Source organism: Rathayibacter sp. AY1B8, assembly GCF_002932775.1.
GTDB lineage: Bacteria > Actinomycetota > Actinomycetes > Actinomycetales > Microbacteriaceae > Rathayibacter.
In genome coordinates, this window is the sequence record NZ_PSWJ01000006.1 from 89768 (window position 1) to 108418 (window position 18651).

Here is an 18651-nt window from a genome sequence, read left to right on the forward strand (position 1 = left end):
CCAGGCTAACCGCGAGCACCGACAGCCGACGCACCGTCGAGGAGCGCGGCGACCCGCTCCCGCACCGCGGCCGCGATCTCCTCGACGGGGAGAGCGGCGTCCACGACGAGGAAGCGCTCGGCGTCCGTCTCGGCGATCGCCAGAAACGCCTCGCGCACGCGCCCGTGGAACTCCGCCTTCTCGGCCTCCAGCCGGTCGAAGCGGGTGCGGGCCGCGTCGAGCCGGCCCCGCGCGACGGCGGGGTCGAGGTCGAGCAGGACGGTGAGGTCTGGCCTCAGGTCGTGGGTGGCCCACTCCGAGAGCCGCCGGACCTCGACGGCGTCGAGGACCCGCCCGGCTCCCTGGTAGGCGACGGAGGAGTCGATGTAGCGGTCCTGCACGACGACCTCGCCCCGCTCGAGCGCCGGTCGCACGAGCGTCCCGATGTGCTGGGCGCGGTCCGCCGCGTAGAGCAGGGCCTCGGCCCGCGGATCGATCTCGCCGCGGTGGTGCAGGACGATCTCGCGGATCTGCAGGCCCACCTCGGTGCCCCCGGGCTCGCGGGTGCGGACGACGGTCTCGCCCCGCGTGCCCAGCCACTCCTCGAGCAGCCGGGCCTGCGTGGTCTTGCCCGCGCCGTCCCCGCCCTCGAGGGTGACGAACAGCCCGGTCACGACTCGGTCGCGTCCGACGTCTCGGCGGCGGCCGCCGCGGCCGCGCGGCTCGCGGAGGTGGCGCGGGGCGCGGCGGGCTTCTTCGCTGCGGTCGTCTTCTTGGCGGCCGCGGCCGTCTTGGCCGCGGTCGTCTTGGCCGCCGTCGTCTTAGCCGCCGTCGTCTTGGCCGCTGTCGTCTTGGCCGCCGTGGTCTTCGCCGCGGGCTTCTTGGCCGGCGCGCGCTTGGCCGGAGCCTTCTTGGCCGGGCCCTTCGCGCGCTTGTCGGCGAGCATCTGGACCGCCTGCTCGAAGTCGATCTCCTCGATCGTGAGGCCCTTGGAGATCGTGACGTTGGTCTCGCCGTCGGTCACGTAGGCGCCGAAGCGTCCGTCGCGGATCCGGATCGGCTTGCCGCTGACGGGGTCCGCCTCGAACTCCTTCAGCGCGCTCGACGCGCGTCGCGCCCCGTACTTCGGCTGGGCGAAGATCTCGAGCGCCGTCGGCAGGTCGACCTCGAAGATCTGGTCCTCGCTGGTGAGCGACCGGCTGTCGGTGCCCTTCTTGATGTAGGGGCCGTACCGGCCGTTCTGAGCCGTGATCGGCTCGCCGCTCTCGGGGTCGTCACCGACCGTGCGCGGCAGGTCGAGCAGGCGCAGCGCCGTCGCCAGGTCGATCGACGCGACGTCCATGGACTTGAAGAGGGAGGAGGTGCGCGGCTTCACGACAGCGGGCTTCTTCGCGCCGCGCTTCGCGGGCACGGGCTCGACGACCTCCCCGGTGGCGGGATCCGCCGCGGTCTCCGGCTCCGGATCGACCTCGGTCACGTAGGGGCCGAAGCGCCCGTCCTTGACGACGACGGTCTTGCCCGAGTCGGGGTTGCTTCCCAGCACGCGGTCGGTCTGCACCGGGGCGTCGACGAGCTCCTGCGCCTTGGCGGGCGTGAGCTCGTCGGGAGCCAGCTCGAGCGGCAGGTTGACGCGACGCGGCGTCTCCTGCCCCTCCTCCTGGGCCACCTCGAGGTAGGGGCCGTACTTGCCGATGCGCAGGGTGATGTCGTCCGTGATCCGGACGGAGTTGATGCTCTTCGCATCGATCTCGCCGAGGTTGTCCACGACGTGTCGGAGCCCGGGGTGCGTGCCTCCGCCGAAGTAGAAGCGGTTGAGCCAGGCGACGCGGTCCTCCTCGCCGCCGGCGATGCGGTCGAGGTCGCCCTCCATCTCGGCGGTGAAGTCGTACTCCACCAGGTCGGAGAAGAAGTCCTCGAGCAGCCGGACCACCGAGAAGGCGATCCAGTTGGGCACGAGGGCGGTCCCGCGCGGAGTGACGTAGCCGCGGTCGACGATGGTGGAGATGATCGACGCGTAGGTCGAGGGCCGGCCGATGCCGAGCTCCTCGAGCGCCTTGACCAGGCTCGCCTCCGTGTAGCGCGGGGGCGGCGAGGTCTCGTGGCCCTTGGCCTCGACCTCGGCGACGACCAGGCTCTGGCCGACCTCGAGCACCGGCAGCTTGGCGTCCTTCTCGTCGCGGGCGCCGTGACGCTCCTCGTCGCGCCCCTCCTCGTAGGCGAGCAGGAATCCGCGGAAGGTGATGACGGTTCCGGAGGCGGTGAACTCGGCGGTCTTCGCGACGTCGCCGGCCGGCTCGGCGAGCAGCGTCACGGTGGCGGTCGAGCCCTTGGCGTCGGCCATCTGCGAGGCGACGGTGCGCTTCCAGATGAGCTCGTAGAGGCGGAGGTCGTTGCCGCGGAGGGTGCCCGAGAGCTGGTCCGGGGTGCGGAAGGTCTCGCCCGCGGGCCGGATGGCCTCGTGCGCCTCCTGCGCGTTCTTGTTCTTGCCGGAGTACAGGCGGGGCTTGTCCGGGACGGTCTCGGCTCCGTAGAGGGACGCGGCCTGAGTGCGTGCGGCGTTCAGCGCCTGCTGCGAGAGCCCGGGCGAGTCGGTCCTCATGTAGGTGATGAAGCCGTTCTCGTAGAGCGACTGCGCGACGCTCATCGTCTGGCGCGCCGAGAAGCGGAGCTTGCGCGCCGCCTCCTGCTGGAGCGTGGACGTGGTGAACGGGGCGGCGGGGCGGCGCGAGTACGGCTTGGACTCGAGGTTCGAGACCCGGACCGTGGTGGCGGGGTCGCGCAGCGCCTCGGCGAGGGCACCGGCGGTGGACTCGTCGAGGACGGTGACGTCGCCCTTCAGCTGACCGCGGTCGTCGAAGTCGCGGCCGCTTCCGATCCGCTTGCCGTCGAGCCGCGCCAGGCGGGCGTCGAAGCCCGCCGCGGCGTCCGACTCGGGTGCGAGCACGGTGGCGAGGTCCCAGTAGCTCGCCGACACGAACGCCAGGCGCTCCCGCTCGCGGTCGACCACCAGGCGTGTCGCGGCCGACTGCACCCGACCGGCCGAGAGCCCGGGGCCGACCTTGCGCCACAGCACGGGCGAGATCTCGTAGCCGTAGAGGCGGTCGAGGATGCGGCGGGTCTCCTGGGCGTCGACCAGGGAGGTGTCGATGTCCCGGGTGTTGTCGCGCGCCTTCTGGATCGCGTCCTTCGTGATCTCGTGGAAGACCATGCGGTGCACGGGGACCTTGGGCTTGAGCTCCTCGAGGAGGTGCCACGCGATGGCCTCGCCCTCGCGGTCCTCATCAGTGGCGAGGTAGAGCTCGTCGGCGTTCTTCAGCGCGCGCTTGAGGTCGGCGACCGTCTTCTTCTTCTGGTCGGAGACGACGTAGTAGGGCTCGAACCCGTTGTCGACGTCGACGGAGAACTTGCCCAGCGGGCCCTTCTTCAGCTCCGGGGGGAGGTTCTTCGGCTCGATGAGGTCGCGGATGTGCCCGACGGAGGCGAGCACCTCGTAGCCGTCGCCCAGGTACTGGGCGATGGTCTTGGCTTTCGCCGGCGACTCGACGATCACCAGCTTCTTCGTGCCGGACACAGTTCTCCTCGATTGGTGCTGTCGGGTCGGACGACCAGTGGTCCGACGTCCCCTGCTGCGGGGAGACGGTGCGCGGCGACGTGGTGCGGGGAACGGCGACGCGTCCCCATCGGCGGGGGCGCCCGACAGGCACACCATACACACTGACCCCGGACGTCCTGCCCCCTCCCGAGGACACGGGGACCTCGGGAGGACGCTGGACACGGCCTCGGAGCCGCCTGCCCGGCCTGCCGTCGACGGGGGTGACGCGCGGCGCCGATCGGCGCATGATGAGGCATGGCAACGACGCACACCACCACGACCTCCGCCTACACGGCCAAGCTCCTCGACGGACCGCTGGAGGGCAAGACCCTCCGTCGGGGATACGGCGACGATCAGGCCCCCGCCGCACGCCTCGAGATCCCCGGGGCGAGGGCGGGCTCCCGCTACATCTACCTCCTCGCCGGCGGCCTCGAGCACGACGAGGGCGCGGGCGCCCTGCCGACCGCCGCCGCGTACCGGTACCAGCGACTCTCCTCCGACTGACGCGCTCCCGCGGCGTCGTCCGAACCTCGGTCCGGACGACGCCCGCTGCTGCCTCCGGCCTCAGGGCGGCGGGCCGGCCCTCGACCGCGCCGTGAGGGAGAGCGGACCCGCGGCGACGGCCGCCTCCGTTCTCGCGACGCCGCCGTCGACGTCGCAGAGGACGAGCTCGGCGCCGTTCGCGCGGGCCACGGCGGCGGCACGTCCGCACGGATCCCCGGCCAGCAGGCCGGAGGCGACGTCGGCCGCTGCCAGGGACGAGGCGTCCGCGGCGGCGACCGCTCGCTGGTGCCCGACGACTCCTGCGCAGCCGGCGAGCACGGCGGCCGTCACCAGGATCGTGCCCGCGACGACTCCGATCGCCACGACCGCGGCCGAGCCCTCCTCCCGGTCGCGGACAGCCCCGGGGAGTCGGCGGATCATCCGCCCCCGCCCAGCGCGCAGGACCGGACCGAGACCGGGAGCGACACCGCCGGGAGCGGGCGCAGCCGGGCCGAGACGTCGACGCAGACCAGTCCGTCCTGCTCCCCCGCCGTGAGCGACGCCCCCGTCACCCGGGCGAGCGGCGCGCGGGGGTCGTCGCCCCGGGCCGCGGACCGGGCCGCGTCGGCGGCCGCGTCGACGAGCCGGACGTACTGCGCCGAGGCCGCCACCGACCCCAGGCACAGCGCCAGCACCGCGACCACCGCCGGGAGCACGAGCGCGAGCTCGGCCGTGGCCGAGCCCTCCTCCTGGACGAGCCGCCCGCGCAGCAGCGGAAGGCCTCTCATCCCGCCGCGGTGAGCGCGCGGGTCACCAGGTCGGTCAGGATGCTCCGCACCTCGTCGCCCTTGAGGATGACCACGAGCAGCCCGGCGAAACCGACCGCGGCCATCGTCGCGATCGCGTACTCCGCCGTCGCCGACCCCTCCTCGTCGCCTTGAGCGCCGAGACCTCCCCACCCGGGTCGGCGCCACTCGACGCGCCCCGCGGAGACGTCGATGCCCGTTCCTCCGCCGGACGCCGCACCTCCGCCGCTCCTCGAGCCCCGGCTCGTTCCGGGCACACCACTTCCCGCATCCCTGCTCCTACCGAGTCCTCGACTCCGGGAGACTCCCCCGCCGCTGATCGCCGTGTCACTTCTCATCCGTCCTGCTCCGTTCCGCCCCGCTCCGTGCCCCTCCTCCGAGGATCGCGGACTCCCGATCCCGCCGATCGGCCCTCCGGCCGATCCGTGGAGGCGCTTCCCGATCCCGCCCCTGTGGAGGAGCGGTCGACCGCGTCACGCCGCCACCGAGAACGTCGAGAGCAGCACCGAGACGACCATCGGAGCCACTCCGAGCAGCAGGAACGCCGGCAGCACGCAGATCCCGAGCGGCAGCATCAGGGTCACGCCGAGCCGAGCGGCTCGCTCCCGCGCCCCGGAGGACGCCCGTGCCCGGACCAGAGCCGCCTCGCTCCGGAGCAGGCGTCCGGCCGGCACGCCCGCCGCCGCGGAGAGGGCGAGCACCGGGTCCGCGTCGGAGAGCACGCGCTCGCCCGAGTCGAGCCCGCACTCGGCGAGCGCCGCCACGACCCGGGCGCGCGACGACTCGATCGAGCCGCCACCGGCCAGCGCCACCGAGAGGAGGTCGAGCGCGAGCCCGGGCGCCGGATCGGCCGGGGCCGCGCTTCGGACGAGGCGCCGCGTCCACGCGTGCGCGGCCGCCATCAACCCGGCTCCCCCCACCAGGCAGACCGCACCGGGCACCGTCCCGAGGAGCACGCCGACCACGTCGAAGCCCAGCAGTGCCCCCAGACCCAGCGCCGCCAGCGGCAGCGCGCTCACGACCCTCCCGGTGGCGGAGGGACCGGCCAGAGCCACCTCGATGTCCCGGCGGGCGCGCGCCAGCTCGCGCAGGGACTCCGCCAGCTCGCCGAGAGCGGCGGCGACCGGCGCGCCGGAGTCGGCGGCCACCCGCCACGCGGCGGCCAGCGCCGCCCACGCGGTCGTCTCACCGGTGTCCGGCGCTCGCCGTCGCGGCCGCTTCCGCTCCGAGCCGCTCCGCCGCGAAACCGGCGTCCCGCGCAGCAGCGCCTCCGTCACGTCGCCCCCGCGGCCGGCCTCCTCCGACACCGCCCGGAGCAGTCGCCGCCGCCGCGCGTCCCCGCTGTCCGCCCCTTCCGCCCCCGCGAGATGCCCGAGGGCCGACGCGGGAGCCACTCCCGCCGCGAGGAGGACGGCCAGTCGGTGCACGACGGCCGCGACCTCGTCCAGCCCGTCGCGGCCCGTCACGCGCTCGACCTCGAGGCGCTCGGGAGCGACCCGTCCTCGACCCTCAGGCGGCCGGCCGCGTCGAGCGCGAACGTCCCGGATGCCGCCAGCCGCCGCCGCCCGTCGCGGCGCTCGAGGTGGAGCACCAGGTCGATCGCGCTGACCGTCTGGCGGGCGATCGCCTCGGGCCCGAGTCCCGCGAGGACCCCGAGCGCCTCGAGACGCGCGGGCACGTCCTCGAGGGAGTTCGCGTGGAGGGTCCCCGCACCGCCGTCGTGCCCGGTGTTCAGCGCGGACAGCAGCTCGCGCAGCTCGACGCCGCGGCACTCGCCGAGGACCAGGCGGTCCGGACGCATCCGCAGCGCCTCCCGCACGAGCCGGTCCAGGCCCACGGCACCGGCGCCCTCGAGGTTGGGCTGCCGCGCCTCGAGCGAGACGACGTGCGGATGCGCGGGCCGGAGCTCGCCGACGTCCTCGATGGCCACGATCCGCTCGGTCGGCGCCGCGCACCCGAGCAGGGCGCCGAGCAGGGTGGTCTTGCCTGATCCACCGGCTCCCGTGATCAGCAGGTTCCACCGCTCGCGGACCGCCCGGCGCAGAAGCCGCACTCCGTCGTCGTCCAGCATCCCGGCCGCCTGCAGCTCCCCGAGCGTCCAGGAGTCCGACCGCGGCACCCGCACCGACACGAGCGCTCCCCCGGTCGCCACCGGCGGCAGCACGACGTGCACGCGGACCCCGTGGCGGAGCCTGACGTCCACGCACGGGCTCGCCTCGTCGACGTGCCGTCCACCGGCCGCGACCAGCGCGACGGCCAGCCGCCGTGCTCCGGCGGCGTCGAGCGTCCACTCCGGAACCCGCTCCGCACCACCGCCCCGGTCGATCCAGAGGCCCGCGCCGCCGTTCACGAAGAGGTCGGTCACCGCGGGGTCCGCGGCGTGCGGCGCGAGCAGCCCGAGACCGGCGGCGGCGGGCCGCACCGGCAGCGGGTCGCGGCGGTGCTCGGCGGGGACGAGGGGGACGAAGTCGCGGGTCATCCCGGCACGCTAGGAGCCCGTTCCGCGCGCCGGGGCGCTCCCTGCCCGATCGGAGGAGAGACGCCCGCGTCGGCGCCTGTGGAGGAACGACCCGGGCCGGACGCGCGCGCAGGGGCGGCCCGGGGCTCTCGGCAGGGAGCCGCTCCGAGGAGGGGCCCCACGGCGCAGAGAAGCCCAGTCGACGAGGAGACGTCCCGGCAACGCCGAAACGCCCCCGCGAGCAGGGCTCGAGCGGGGGCGTCCCTCCGCCGGATCCGGCGGGAAGAAGGGGGCGGCACCCATTGGGGGGAACAGGTGCCGCCTCGGCGGCGCTGGATTGGGGGGAATCACTTGCGCCGCTGGGCCGAAGTTCATTCGGCCGTATGCAACTGTAGGGGACGGATCGCGATTCGCCAAGCCCGGATCCTGTTCTCTGCGGACTCTTATCCGACACCCGCCCCGCACCCAGCTTGCGGCGCTCGGCGATCCGCGCTGGAGGCGGGCGCTACGGTGGTGCGACGCCGACCGCGCGGGCCGGCGAACGTCTCACTCGCGAAGGAGCGAATCGCAGATGTCCACTCCCCCCGACGCCCCGGCCGCCGACCGGAACGCCATCGACAACCTCCTCCACGAGACCCGCCGGTTCCCGCCGCCGGCCGATCTCGCCGCCGGAGCGGTCGCGACCGCCGCGCTCTACGACGAGGCCGCGGCCGACCGCCTCGCCTTCTGGGCCGACCGGAGCCGAGAGCTCCTGCACTGGCACCGACCGTTCACGCGCACCCTCGACTGGAGCGAGCCCCCGTTCGCGAAGTGGTTCGACGACGGTGAGCTGAACGTGGCCTACAACTGCCTCGACCGCCACGTCCTGGCCGGCCACGGCGACCGCGTCGCCCTGCACTGGGAGGGCGAGCCCGGCGACTCCCGCTCGATCACCTACGCCGAGCTCACCGCCGAGGTGAAGCGCGCCGCGAACCTGCTCACGAGCCTCGGCGTCCGCGCCGGCGACCGCGTCGCGATCTACCTGCCCATGATCCCGGAGGCGGTCATCGCGATGCTGGCCGTCGCCCGGCTGGGGGCGGTCCACTCCGTCGTCTTCGGCGGCTTCAGCGCCGAGAGCCTCCGCGCGCGGATCGACGACGCGGAGGCGACACTCGTCATCACCGCCGACGGCGGCTGGCGCAAGGGCGCCGTCTCGCCCCTGAAGCCGGCGGTCGACGCCGCGCTCGCCCTCGGCGGCGAGTCCAGCGTCCAGCACGTCCTGGTCGTGCGCCGCGGAGGCAACGAGGTCGCCTGGCACGAGGGGCGCGACCTCTGGTGGCACGAGGAGATCGTGGCGGTCGACGCCGACCACGTCGCGAAGCCGTTCCCCGCCGAGCAGCCCCTCTTCATCCTCTACACGAGCGGCACGACCGGGAAGCCCAAGGGCATCCTGCACACCAGCGGCGGATACCTCACCCAGGTCGCCTTCACGCACCGCGCGGTCTTCGACCTGCACCCCGAGTCGGACGTCTACTGGTCGACCGCGGACGTGGGCTGGATCACCGGGCACAGCTACGTCGTCTACGGCCCGCTCGCCAACGGCGCCACCCAGGTGATGTACGAGGGCACTCCCGACAGCCCGCATCCCGGCCGCTGGTGGGAGATCGTCGAGAAGCACGGCGTGACGATCCTCTACGCGGCTCCCACGGCGATCCGCTCCTTCATGAAGCTCGGCCGGCAGATCCCGCAGCGCTTCGACCTCTCGAGCCTGCGCCTGCTCGGATCGGTCGGCGAGCCGATCAACCCGGAGGCGTGGGTCTGGTACCGCGACGTCATCGGCGGCGGCCGCACCCCCATCGTCGACACGTGGTGGCAGACCGAGACCGGCGCGATGATGGTGTCCCCCCTGCCCGGGGTGACGACTCTCAAGCCCGGGTCCGCGCAGGTCGCTCTGCCGGGGATCTCGATCGACGTGGTCGACGACGCCGGGACGCCGGTCGGCGCCGACGAGGGCGGACTGCTCGTGATCACCGAGCCCTGGCCGGCGATGCTGCGCGGCATCTGGGGCGACCCGGAGCGCTACGTCGAGACCTACTGGTCGAAGTTCGGCGACCGCTACTTCGCGGGTGACGGAGCGCGTCGCGACCAGGACGGCGACCTCTGGCTCCTGGGGCGCGTGGACGACGTGATGAACGTCTCCGGCCACCGCCTCTCGACCGCCGAGATCGAGTCGGCCCTCGTCTCGCACCCTGTCGTCGCCGAAGCGGCCGTCGTGGGAGCCGCGGACGAGACCACCGGCCAGGCCGTGGTCGCGTTCGTGATCGCGAAGGCGAGCCAGGCCGAGGCGCTGGCCCACGGACACGACGAGCTCGAGGCCACCCTGAAGGCGCACGTCGCCGAGCACATCGGCGCGATCGCCCGCCCGAAGCGGATCTTCGTGGTGCAGGAGCTGCCCAAGACCCGCTCGGGGAAGATCATGCGCCGGCTGCTGCGCGACGTGGCGGAGGGACGCGCCGTGGGCGACACGACGACGCTCGCGGACACGCAGGTCATGGCGGTGATCTCCTCCGCGATCGCCGCGGACTGACCGGGCACCGCACGCCCCCTCCCGCCGCGTGGGCCGGAGGGGGCGGTGCGTCAGTCGAAGGCGACGATCAGCTCGACCTCGACGGGAGCGCCGAGGGGCAGCTCCGCCACCCCGACGGCCGAGCGCGCGTGACGGCCGGGCTCGCCGAACACGTCGCCGAGCAGCTCCGAGGCGCCGTTGATCACGCCGGGCTGCCCGGTGAAGCCGGAGGCGGACGCGACGAAGCCGGTGAGCTTCACGATCCGCGTCACCCGGTCGAGCGATCCGATCGCGTCGGCGACGGCCGCGAGCGCGTTGAGGGCGCAGGTGCGGGCCAGGTCCTTCGCCTGCTCGGGCGACACCTCGTCGCCGACCTTGCCGACCATCGGCAGAGAGCCGTCGACGAAGGGGATCTGCCCGGCCGTGTAGACGAGGCCGCCGTGCACGACGGCGGGGACGTAGGCGCCGGCGGGGACCGCGACCGCCGGCAGCTCGACGCCGAGCTCCGCGAGACGCTCGGCGATCACGCGCCGGCCTCGGCGACGGGGCGCTTGAGGTACGCGACGAGGCCGCCCTCGGGACCGGTCACGATCTGGACCAGCTCCCAGCCCTCGGATCCCCAGGTGTTCAGGATCGCCGTGGTGTTGTGGATCATCAGCGGGGTGGTGATGTACTCCCAGCGCGGGACGGACATGGCTCTCCTCGGGTGCGGCCGGTGCGGGACGACTGCTGGGCGCCGCGCGTCGGCGGGATGAGCGCCGCGGCTCGTCCGAGCGCGGCGACTACGCTGATTCTATGTCGGGGCAGGGCGGGACCAGAGTCGTGAAGACCATCGGGGGCGCCGTCGGCGGTCTGATCGGCATCGTCGCCATGAGCGTCGTCGCGGGAGTCCTGGTGGCCGCCTCGGTGACGCCGGCGATCGCGCTGAGCGGCATGGCCGCCGGCAACACGGTGGAGATGTTCGACAACCTCCCCGAGTACCTCGAGATCGGCACGCTCGCCGAGAAGAGCGACGTGTACGCGAAGGACTCCTCCGGCGGCGACGTGCTGCTCGCCTCCTTCTACGCCCAGAACCGCGTCGAGGTGGGCTGGGACGAGATCTCGCCGTTCGTGAAGGACGCCGTGGTCGCCTCCGAGGACCCCCGCTTCTACGAGCACGGCGGCATCGATCTGCTCGGCACCGTCCGCGCGGCCGCGACGACGGCCATGGGCGGGGACGTCCAGGGCGGCTCCTCCATCACGCAGCAGTACGTCAAGAACGTGCTCGTGCAGAAGGCGGAGGCGCTCAGCGATCCGATCGAGCGCGACGCGGCCTACCGCGAGGCCACGGAGACCACTCCGGAGCGCAAGGTCGCCGAGATGCGGCTCGCCATCGGGCTCGAGAAGGAGTACCCGAAGAACGACATCCTGCTGGGCTACCTCAACATCGCCCTGTTCGGCGGCACCGTCTACGGCGTCGAGGCGGCTGCCCGCTACTACTTCGGAGTGAGCGCGAAGGACCTCTCGCTCGCGCAGTCCGCCGCGCTCGTCGCGATCGTGAACAACCCCGAGAAGTTCCGCTTCGACCGGCCCGGCGACCCGGCGAACCCCGCCGCGGAGGGCTACCCGCAGACCCGGGACCGGCGCGACTACATCGTCACCCGCATGGACCTCGAGTCGAAGGTGACGTCCGAGCAGGCGCAGGCGGCCGTCGCCGAGCCCGTGACGCCGGACATCACCGAGCCGAGCACCGGCTGCCAGACGGCCGGAGTGGCGGCCTTCTTCTGCGACTACGTCACCTGGGTCATCAAGAACGACGACGCGTTCGGTGCGAGCCAGGACGAGCGCGACGCCACCTTCAAGCGCGGCGGCTACCGGATCTACACGACCCTCGACTCCGACCTGCAGCAGGCCGCCGTCTCGGCCACCGACGACTGGGTGCCCAAGTCGATGGCGAACGTGAACATCGGCAGCGCGAGCGTCTCGGTCGAGGTCGGCACCGGCCGCATCCTCGCGATGACCCAGAACAAGGACTACTCCAACGATCCGGACCTGACGGGCCCCAACTACACGAGCGTCAACTACAACACCGACTTCGGGTACGGCGGATCCTCGGGATTCCAGGTCGGCTCGACCTACAAGGTGTTCACCCTGGCGGAGTGGCTGCAGGAGGGGCACTCGCTCGGCGAGAGCGTCGACGGCACCCGCCGCGCCTACACGACCTTCCGTGACAGCTGCGAGCCCGACGGCGTCTACTACGGCGAGTCCTGGAACCCCGGGAACGACGAGGGCGGCAACGGAGGAGTGACCACGGCCCTGCAGGCCACGACCGGCTCGATCAACACCTCGTTCGCCGCCATGGCCCAGCAGCTGGACCTCTGCGGCATCCGCAACACGGCGCTGGCGATGGGCGTGCACCGTGCCGACGGGACCGAGCTGCAGAAGCTCGCGCCGACCATCCTCGGCACCAACGAGATCGCTCCGCTCACGATGGCCACGGCCTTCGCCGGCTTCGCGAACAAGGGCACCGTCTGCACGCCCATCGCGATCGACCGCATCGTCGACCGCACGGGCGCCGACGTCGCGCCGCCCGCCTCCGAGTGCAGCCAGGGGATGTCCGAGGAGGTGGCCGCGACCGCCGGCTACGCCCTGCAGCAGGTGGTGACGGGCGGCACCGGCGCCCCCTCCAACCCCCGCACCGGGGTGCCGCACATCGGCAAGACCGGCACCACGGACGACGCGCTGCACACGTGGATGGTCGGCGCGAGCACCGAGGTCGCCACCGCCACCTGGGTCGGCAACGTGACCGGCTTCACCTCCATGCGCGGATTCAGTCTCAACCGGGTGAACGCCGGTCAGGTGCGCCACCAGATCTGGCCGCGCATCATGCGCATCGCCGACGCCAAGTACGGCGGGACGGCGTTCCCGGCTCCGGTCCGCTCGCTCGTCGACGCTCCGCAGGAGGCCGTGCCCCAGGTCACCGGCCAGAGCCCCTCTGCGGCGGCCGCACGCCTGCGCTCCGTCGGCTTCACGGTCCGCGTCGACACTTCTCCGGTCCCCTCCGACCGCCCGGCAGGGACGGTCGCGCAGACGAACCCGCCCGCCGGGTCGCGCGTCTCCCGGGGCGCGGAGATCACCCTGCAGATCAGCGCCGGACCGGGCGCCCCGCCCCGCGCGGGCTGAGCCCCCGCACCCCCGGCTGCTCCCGAGGGAGCGTCCGGCAGAATGAACGCGGCCGCGCTCGCGGCCGACGTGCGAGAGAAGGACCCATGACCGGACGCACCCGTCGCCCCCTCACCACCGCCCTCGCGACCGTCGCCGCGGCCGGAGCCGTCGCCGCGGCCTGGGGCATCGGCGTCGAGCGGACGCTGTTCACCGTCCGGCGCACGTCGTTCCCGGTGCTGCCCGCCGGTTCCGAGCCGATCCGCGTCCTGCACGTGTCGGACCTGCACATGGCCCCGTGGCAGACGAAGAAGCAGGAGTGGATCCGCTCGCTCCTCGCCCTGGCGCCCGACGTCGTGGTCGACACCGGCGACAACCTCGGCCACCGCGACGGCGTGCTCGGCATCCGCCGGGCCCTGGAGCCCTTCGCCGGGATCCCCGGCGCCTTCGTCAACGGATCCAACGACTACTTCAGCCCTCGGATCAAGAACCCGCTCCGCTACTTCGTCGGCCCCTCCAAGAACCCCAAGCAGCACGAGGCCGATCTCGACACCGACGGGCTGACCGGCTTCTTCTCGGACGGGCTCGGCTGGGTGGACCTCAACAACCGCGCCGAGAGCATCACGGTGAAGGGGACGCGCATCGAGTTCTTCGGCGTCGACGACCCGCACATCGGCCTCGACCGCATCGACCTGGTCGCCGGAGCCGTGGACGAGCTGCGCGGCGCGGAGGACGGACCGGCTGGGGTCAGCATCGGCGTGGCGCACGCGCCCTACCAGCGCATCCTCGACGACTTCGTCGCCCGCGGCGCCGAGGTGATCCTCGCCGGGCACACGCACGGCGGGCAGGTCTGCGTCCCGGGCTTCGGCGCCCTCGTCACCAACTGCGACATCCCGCGCGACAAGGTCGCCGGCTCGACGACGTGGGACAACGGACTGCGCAGCTCGTACCTCAACGTGTCCGCCGGAGTCGGCACCTCGATCTACGCACCGGTGCGCTTCGCCTGCCGGCCCGAGGTGACCCTCGTCACGCTCACTCCGGCCGCCTGACGAGGGGTGTCCGACGGCGGTCCGGAAATCGGCTACTATTGTCGAGGCTCGTGAGCGGTTCTCCGTGATGGGCACACCGGGGTGTGGCGCAGCTTGGTAGCGCGCCTCGTTCGGGACGAGGAGGTCGTGGGTTCGAATCCCGCTACCCCGACCGGTGAGAAGCCCGGCCAGGATCGATGATCCGGCCGGGCTTCGTCGTTCCCGGGGCGTTCTCGGAATTCTGCTGTGGCGGGGCTCGCCCGCGGGCGGATGCTCGCCCGGGCCGGAGCCCGGTCGACGACGGAGCCGGCGCGATCACCGCCCCGCGCTCTCCGGCTCGAGCACCCCTGTCGGCGTCCCGAGCGTCCTGCGCACGGGCGTGCCTCCAGCCCACTCCCCCGCGCCTCCCGGCCCGATCCCAGCAGCCGGGAGCGAGACTGTTCTTCCGCCGTCGTCGCCGCCCCCGCCCGACGACCGACGAGAGGAGCACCGTGACCCGGTCGCTCACCCGCCTCACCCTCGCCATCGGCGTGCCCTACGTGGTCGCGCTCGCAGCGATCGCCTTCTGGCCGACGCCCGTCGATGCGGGAGTGCGCGGAGATCTCGGCCGGGTGACCTCCTGGTTCGCCCGGCACGGCCTCCCGATGGTCGACTACGCGTTCATCGAGTCGACCGCCAACATCGCCCTGTTCGTGCCCCTGGGGCTGCTCCTGGCCCTCAACCTGCGACTCCGGAGGGCGTGGGTCGCTGTGGCCGTCGGCGCCGTCGTGAGCTCGCTGATCGAGGCGGGCCAGCTGCTCTTCCTCTCGGCGCGCTTCGCGACCGTCGACGACGTCGTGATGAACACCTCCGGCGCGCTTCTCGGCGCGGTCGCCGGCGTCCTGCTCCGGATGGTCGTCCGCGCACGACGACGCCGGAGGGCGGCGGAGTGGGACGACGCCTTCGCGCACATCCCCCTCCGCGGCACCTCCGGCGTCGTGGCGGATCAGCCGAGCCGCGTCCGCTGAGACGACGGCTCCGCCGCGTCAGCGGCCGAGGCCGCGGTACTCCCAGCCGGCCGCACGCCAGGCGGCGGGGTCGAGGCAGTTGCGACCGTCGACGAGGAAGGTGTTGGCCACCTTCGCCGCCGTGGCCGCGGCGTCGAGGGCGCGGAACTGCTTCCACTCCGTCACGACGACCACGGCGTCGGCACCGGCCAGCGCCTCGTCGACGTCGGTCGTGTAGGTGATCTCGGGGTAGCGGCGGCGCGAGTTCTCGATCGCCTCGGGGTCGGTCGCGACCACGGTCGCACCGAGGTCGTGCAGGCGCGCGGCGACGTCGAGCGACGGCGAGTCGCGGATGTCGTCCGACTCCGGCTTGAACGCCAGACCGAGCACCGCGATGCGGCGGCCCGCGACGGAGCCGCCGAGGCCCTCGGTGACGAGGTCGACGACGCGCTGGCGGCGACGCAGGTTGATCGCGTCGACCTCCTTGAGGAAGGCGACGGACTCGCCGACGCCGAGCTCGTCGGCGCGGGCCGAGAAGGCGCGGATGTCCTTCGGGAGGCAGCCGCCTCCGAAGCCGATGCCCGCGTTCAGGAAGCGGCGGCCGATCCGCACGTCGTAGCCGATGGCGTCGGCGAGCTGTGTGACGTCCGCGCCGGTCACCTCCGCGATCTCGGCGATCGCGTTGATGAACGAGATCTTGGTCGCGAGGAAGGCGTTGGCCGAGACCTTCACCAGCTCGGCGGTGGCGTAGTCGGTGACCACGAGCGGGGTCTCGGCCGCGAGCGCCGTCGCGTAGACCTCGTCGAGGGTCGCCTTCGCCGCTGCTCCGGCCTCGCCCGCGGGCACGCCGTAGACGAGGCGGTCGGGGCTGATCGTGTCCTTGACGGCGAAGCCCTCGCGGAGGAACTCGGGGTTCCAGGCGAGGGTCGCACCGGAGGAGGCGATGCGGTCGGCCAGGCGGGCGGCGGTGCCGACGGGGACGGTCGACTTGCCGACGACGAGGGAGTCCTCCTCGAGGTAGGGCAGGAGACCGTCGATCGCCGAGTCGACGTAGGTCATGTCCGCGGCGTTCTCGCCCGGCTTCTGCGGGGTGCCGACGGCGACGAAGTGCACGGCCGCACCGGCGGCGTCGGCCATGTCGGTCGAGAAGCGCAGACGCCCGGAGGCGACGCCGGAGGACAGCAGCTCCGGGAGGCCGGGCTCGAAGAACGGCGCGGTGCCGGCGGCCAGGGCGTCGATCTTCTTCTGGTCGACGTCGATGCCGATGACGTCGTGGCCGAGCTCGGCCATGGCGGCAGCGTGGACGGCACCGAGGTAGCCGCAGCCGATGACAGAAAGCTTCACAGGGGTTCTCCGAATCGTGGCGGGTTCGTGTCGCGGTCGCGACGGTGAAGAGGAGCGATGCGATGCGGCGAGGCGTCAGCGCGCCCGCGGACGCGCGACTACCGCCGCGCCAATGCTCTCAGATCGCGGGAGACGTCGGCGACAGCCGCCGCGATCTGCGCCGCCACGCGCTCGTGCACGGCCTCGCTGCGGCCGATCGGGTCCTCGATGTCGTCGCCGCCCTCGCCCCGCGGGGCGCGCCCGCGGTGGGCGGCGGCGAGCCGCACGACGGCGCGGAGCCGCGCGGCGGGGTCCTCGACCGTCGGCAGCGGCACCTCCCGCAGCACGAACGGCAGGACGCGGGCGAACTCGAGCAGCGTGAAGCCGCGGAGGAGGAGCGACGGGAAGCGCCGGGAGGCGTCGACCAGGTGGTCGCGCGTCATCGTGAGCAGGAGGTCGGCGTCGCTGACGATCGCGTCGCCGAGCACCGCGCTCGTGTGCGCGGCCGGGTCTCCCCCGTGCTGAGCCGAGAAGCGGGCCGAGACCGGGTCCATCGGCAGTCCGTCGCGCGTCCTCACTCCGGCGCTCGTGAACGCGAAGAGCGGACCTCCCGCGGGTGATGTCGCGTCGGCGAGTGCGGCGCGCAGCAGCTGGTCCGCCATCGGCGACCGGCAGATGTTGCCGGTGCAGACCGAGAGCACGGTGAAGACGGGGGCGGCGGAGGCGGCGACCGGTTCGTCCGGTCGCCAGCTCCGGCGGGCGGGGCGGGCGGAGTCGTCTCCCGGGAAGATCATCGCGGGGCGCTCAGGCCGAGGTCGACGCGGGCTCGGGCTCGACGGCCGTGTCCGGGCGGGCACCCGATCGCTCGGAGCCGTAGTAGCTCGTGTAGTAGTAGCCGTAGCCCCGGCCGACCTGGCCGCGCGCGGGCACGCGGTTGAGGATCACGCCGAGGGTGTGGCCGCTGACCCGCTCGATGTTCTGGATCGCCTTGCCCAGCTCGTCGGTCGTCGTCCTGCCCGCGGAGATGACCACGAGCGCGCCGTCGGTGCGGGCGGTGAGGATGGCGCCGTCCGTGACGGGCAGGAGCGGCGGCGCATCGACGAGCACGATGGCCTCGCGAGCGATCTCGTGCAGGAGGATGTCCATGCCGTTGGAGCCGAGCAGCTCGGACGGGTTCGGCGGGATCGACCCGGCTCCGAGCACCCAGAGGTTGCCGGACGGGCCCCACGGCTGCAGGACGTCCTGCAGTTCCGCCTTGCCGATCAGCAGGTCGGTCAGGCCGACACCGGGAACGAGGCCGAACGACTTGGCGACGGTGGGCTTGCGGAGGTCGCCATCGACGACGACGGTCCGCTGGCCGGAGGCGGCGAGCGTCACCGCGAGGTTCGCGGTCACCGTCGACTTGCCGTCCGAGGGCAGCGGGCTCGTCACGACGATGATGCGCGGCGGGCTGTCGATGTTCATGAACTGCAGGTTCGTGCGGAGCTCGCGCAGCGCCTCGGCGAGTGCGTGCTTGCCGTCGGCCTTGATGTAGTCGGTCGTGTCGGCCTCGGGGACGATGCGGTTGGTCTCGCTGAGGCGCTTGTCGACGGGGAGGGTGCCGACCACGGGGAGGTCGAACAGGCGCTCGACCATCTCGGCGGTGCGGATGCGCCGGTCCAGCGTGTTGCGGACGAACGCGTAGACGAGACCGAGGACGAGGCCCGCGAGCGCGCCGACCGCGAGGACGAGGCGCAGGTTCGGGAACGCCGGCGAGGACGGGAGCGCCGCGGCCTGCAGGACGGTGAGGGAGACCGTGTCGCCGACGCCCGTCTCCTGGTTGACCTGCTGCACCTTGGTGGCGATGGCCGCGACCCAGGCGTCGGCGAGCTTCTGCGCGCCCTCGGGGGTGGAGGCGGTGGCGCTGACCTTCATCACCGGGGCGACCGTGTCGGCCTGCACCGTGATCGCCGAGATCAGCGTGGCGGGCGAGACGTCGAGGCCGAGGCTGTCGATCGCGATCTGCGCCACGTCGCGCGAGGTGGCGATCGGGACGTACGTGGCGAGGCTCGACTTGGCGACGGACTGCGCGATCTGCTGCGTGTAGATCGCCTGGCTGTCGTCGGCACCGGTGGTGGCGACGGAGACCAGGCCCTGCGAGTCGGCGACGTACCGCGGCTTCTGCGTCAGCGACCAGCCGAAGGCGACGAGAGTGCCGAGGAGGATCGCCGCGACGATCGGGATCCAGTGGTCGCGCAGCAGCCGGAGGACGTCTCGAAGTTCCACAGAGTCAGATTTCCTTCGCTGGTACGGATCACGCGGCGGGCGCCG

The 18651-nt window shown here is 72.9% G+C and carries 17 protein-coding genes and 1 tRNA gene; 6 read left to right on the forward strand and 12 right to left on the reverse strand.

Features of this window, described 5'->3' with window-relative positions; translation table 11 throughout:
• Positions 1 to 5 precede the first annotated feature (5 nt).
• Both tmk and topA read right to left on the reverse strand, forming a co-directional pair.
• Positions 6 to 653, reverse strand: coding sequence for a dTMP kinase (tmk, locus tag C5C63_RS06225; protein WP_104233730.1), 648 nt, complete (start codon positions 651 to 653; stop codon positions 6 to 8).
• Positions 650 to 3550, reverse strand: a complete 2901-nt coding sequence (topA, locus tag C5C63_RS06230; protein WP_104325694.1) for a type I DNA topoisomerase — start codon at positions 3548 to 3550, stop codon at positions 650 to 652. The genes tmk and topA overlap by 4 nt, the downstream gene beginning before the upstream one ends.
• 276 nt (positions 3551 to 3826) lie before the next feature.
• Here topA and C5C63_RS06235 point away from each other — a divergent pair, with 276 nt between their 5' ends.
• Positions 3827 to 4075 carry a hypothetical protein gene (locus C5C63_RS06235; RefSeq protein ID WP_104222197.1) on the forward strand — a complete coding sequence of 83 codons (249 nt, stop codon included), beginning with the start codon at positions 3827 to 3829 and terminating at the stop codon, positions 4073 to 4075.
• Positions 4076 to 4135: 60 nt separating this feature from the next.
• On the opposite strand, the gene C5C63_RS06240 is transcribed toward C5C63_RS06235, so the two are convergent.
• The 5 genes from C5C63_RS06240 to C5C63_RS06260 form a co-directional block, all read right to left on the reverse strand.
• A complete protein-coding gene (locus C5C63_RS06240; protein WP_104222195.1) occupies positions 4136 to 4495 on the reverse strand; it encodes an Rv3654c family TadE-like protein in 360 nt (119 codons plus the stop codon).
• Positions 4492 to 4842, reverse strand: coding sequence for a TadE family type IV pilus minor pilin (locus C5C63_RS06245; protein ID WP_104325695.1), 351 nt, complete (start codon positions 4840 to 4842; stop codon positions 4492 to 4494). Before C5C63_RS06245 ends, C5C63_RS06240 begins: the two co-directional genes overlap by 4 nt.
• The gene (locus tag C5C63_RS06250; RefSeq protein ID WP_258065399.1) at positions 4839 to 5117 is read right to left on the reverse strand and encodes a DUF4244 domain-containing protein; all 279 of its coding nucleotides are present in this window, start codon (positions 5115 to 5117) and stop codon (positions 4839 to 4841) included. The genes C5C63_RS06245 and C5C63_RS06250 overlap by 4 nt, the downstream gene beginning before the upstream one ends.
• A 216-nt stretch (positions 5118 to 5333) precedes the next feature.
• The gene (locus C5C63_RS06255) at positions 5334 to 6326 is read right to left on the reverse strand and encodes a type II secretion system F family protein (RefSeq protein ID WP_104325697.1); all 993 of its coding nucleotides are present in this window, start codon (positions 6324 to 6326) and stop codon (positions 5334 to 5336) included.
• Positions 6323 to 7339 (reverse strand): TadA family conjugal transfer-associated ATPase, encoded by a 1017-nt coding sequence (locus C5C63_RS06260; RefSeq protein ID WP_104233736.1) that lies wholly within the window; start codon positions 7337 to 7339, stop codon positions 6323 to 6325. Before C5C63_RS06260 ends, C5C63_RS06255 begins: the two co-directional genes overlap by 4 nt.
• 550 nt (positions 7340 to 7889) lie before the next feature.
• On the opposite strand from C5C63_RS06260, the gene acs reads away from it, so the two are divergent.
• Complete coding sequence (gene acs, locus C5C63_RS06265; RefSeq protein WP_104222187.1) at positions 7890 to 9884, forward strand: acetate--CoA ligase; 1995 nt, start codon at positions 7890 to 7892, stop codon at positions 9882 to 9884.
• 50 nt (positions 9885 to 9934) lie between these two features.
• Here acs and C5C63_RS06270 read toward each other — a convergent pair whose 3' ends face one another.
• Positions 9935 to 10390, reverse strand: coding sequence for a RidA family protein (locus C5C63_RS06270; protein ID WP_208543619.1), 456 nt, complete (start codon positions 10388 to 10390; stop codon positions 9935 to 9937).
• Positions 10387 to 10557 carry a hypothetical protein gene (locus C5C63_RS16985; protein WP_164861113.1) on the reverse strand — a complete coding sequence of 57 codons (171 nt, stop codon included), beginning with the start codon at positions 10555 to 10557 and terminating at the stop codon, positions 10387 to 10389. Before C5C63_RS16985 ends, C5C63_RS06270 begins: the two co-directional genes overlap by 4 nt.
• A 101-nt stretch (positions 10558 to 10658) precedes the next feature.
• Between C5C63_RS16985 and C5C63_RS06275 the strand changes: the two genes are divergently transcribed.
• The 4 genes from C5C63_RS06275 to C5C63_RS17355 all read left to right on the forward strand — a co-directional run bounded on the left by C5C63_RS06275 (position 10659) and on the right by C5C63_RS17355 (position 15039).
• A complete protein-coding gene (locus tag C5C63_RS06275; protein ID WP_104325698.1) occupies positions 10659 to 13025 on the forward strand; it encodes a transglycosylase domain-containing protein in 2367 nt (788 codons plus the stop codon).
• An 86-nt stretch (positions 13026 to 13111) separates the two neighbouring features.
• Positions 13112 to 14053 (forward strand): metallophosphoesterase, encoded by a 942-nt coding sequence (locus C5C63_RS06280; protein ID WP_104325699.1) that lies wholly within the window; start codon positions 13112 to 13114, stop codon positions 14051 to 14053.
• Positions 14054 to 14130: 77 nt separating this feature from the next.
• Positions 14131 to 14204: transfer RNA gene (locus tag C5C63_RS06285), tRNA-Pro, on the forward strand.
• A gap of 319 nt (positions 14205 to 14523) precedes the next feature.
• Positions 14524 to 15039: a VanZ family protein gene (locus tag C5C63_RS17355; protein ID WP_244229599.1), complete on the forward strand. Its 516-nt coding sequence runs from the start codon at positions 14524 to 14526 to the stop codon at positions 15037 to 15039.
• Between the two features lie 18 nt (positions 15040 to 15057).
• Here C5C63_RS17355 and C5C63_RS06295 read toward each other — a convergent pair whose 3' ends face one another.
• The 3 genes from C5C63_RS06295 to C5C63_RS06305 all read right to left on the reverse strand — a co-directional run bounded on the left by C5C63_RS06295 (position 15058) and on the right by C5C63_RS06305 (position 18606).
• Positions 15058 to 16362 (reverse strand): UDP-glucose/GDP-mannose dehydrogenase family protein, encoded by a 1305-nt coding sequence (locus C5C63_RS06295; protein WP_104325701.1) that lies wholly within the window; start codon positions 16360 to 16362, stop codon positions 15058 to 15060.
• Between the two features lie 98 nt (positions 16363 to 16460).
• Complete coding sequence (locus C5C63_RS06300) at positions 16461 to 17135, reverse strand: low molecular weight phosphatase family protein (protein WP_104325702.1); 675 nt, start codon at positions 17133 to 17135, stop codon at positions 16461 to 16463.
• Between the two features lie 10 nt (positions 17136 to 17145).
• Positions 17146 to 18606 carry a polysaccharide biosynthesis tyrosine autokinase gene (locus tag C5C63_RS06305; protein WP_181110565.1) on the reverse strand — a complete coding sequence of 487 codons (1461 nt, stop codon included), beginning with the start codon at positions 18604 to 18606 and terminating at the stop codon, positions 17146 to 17148.
• Positions 18607 to 18651 lie beyond the last annotated feature (45 nt).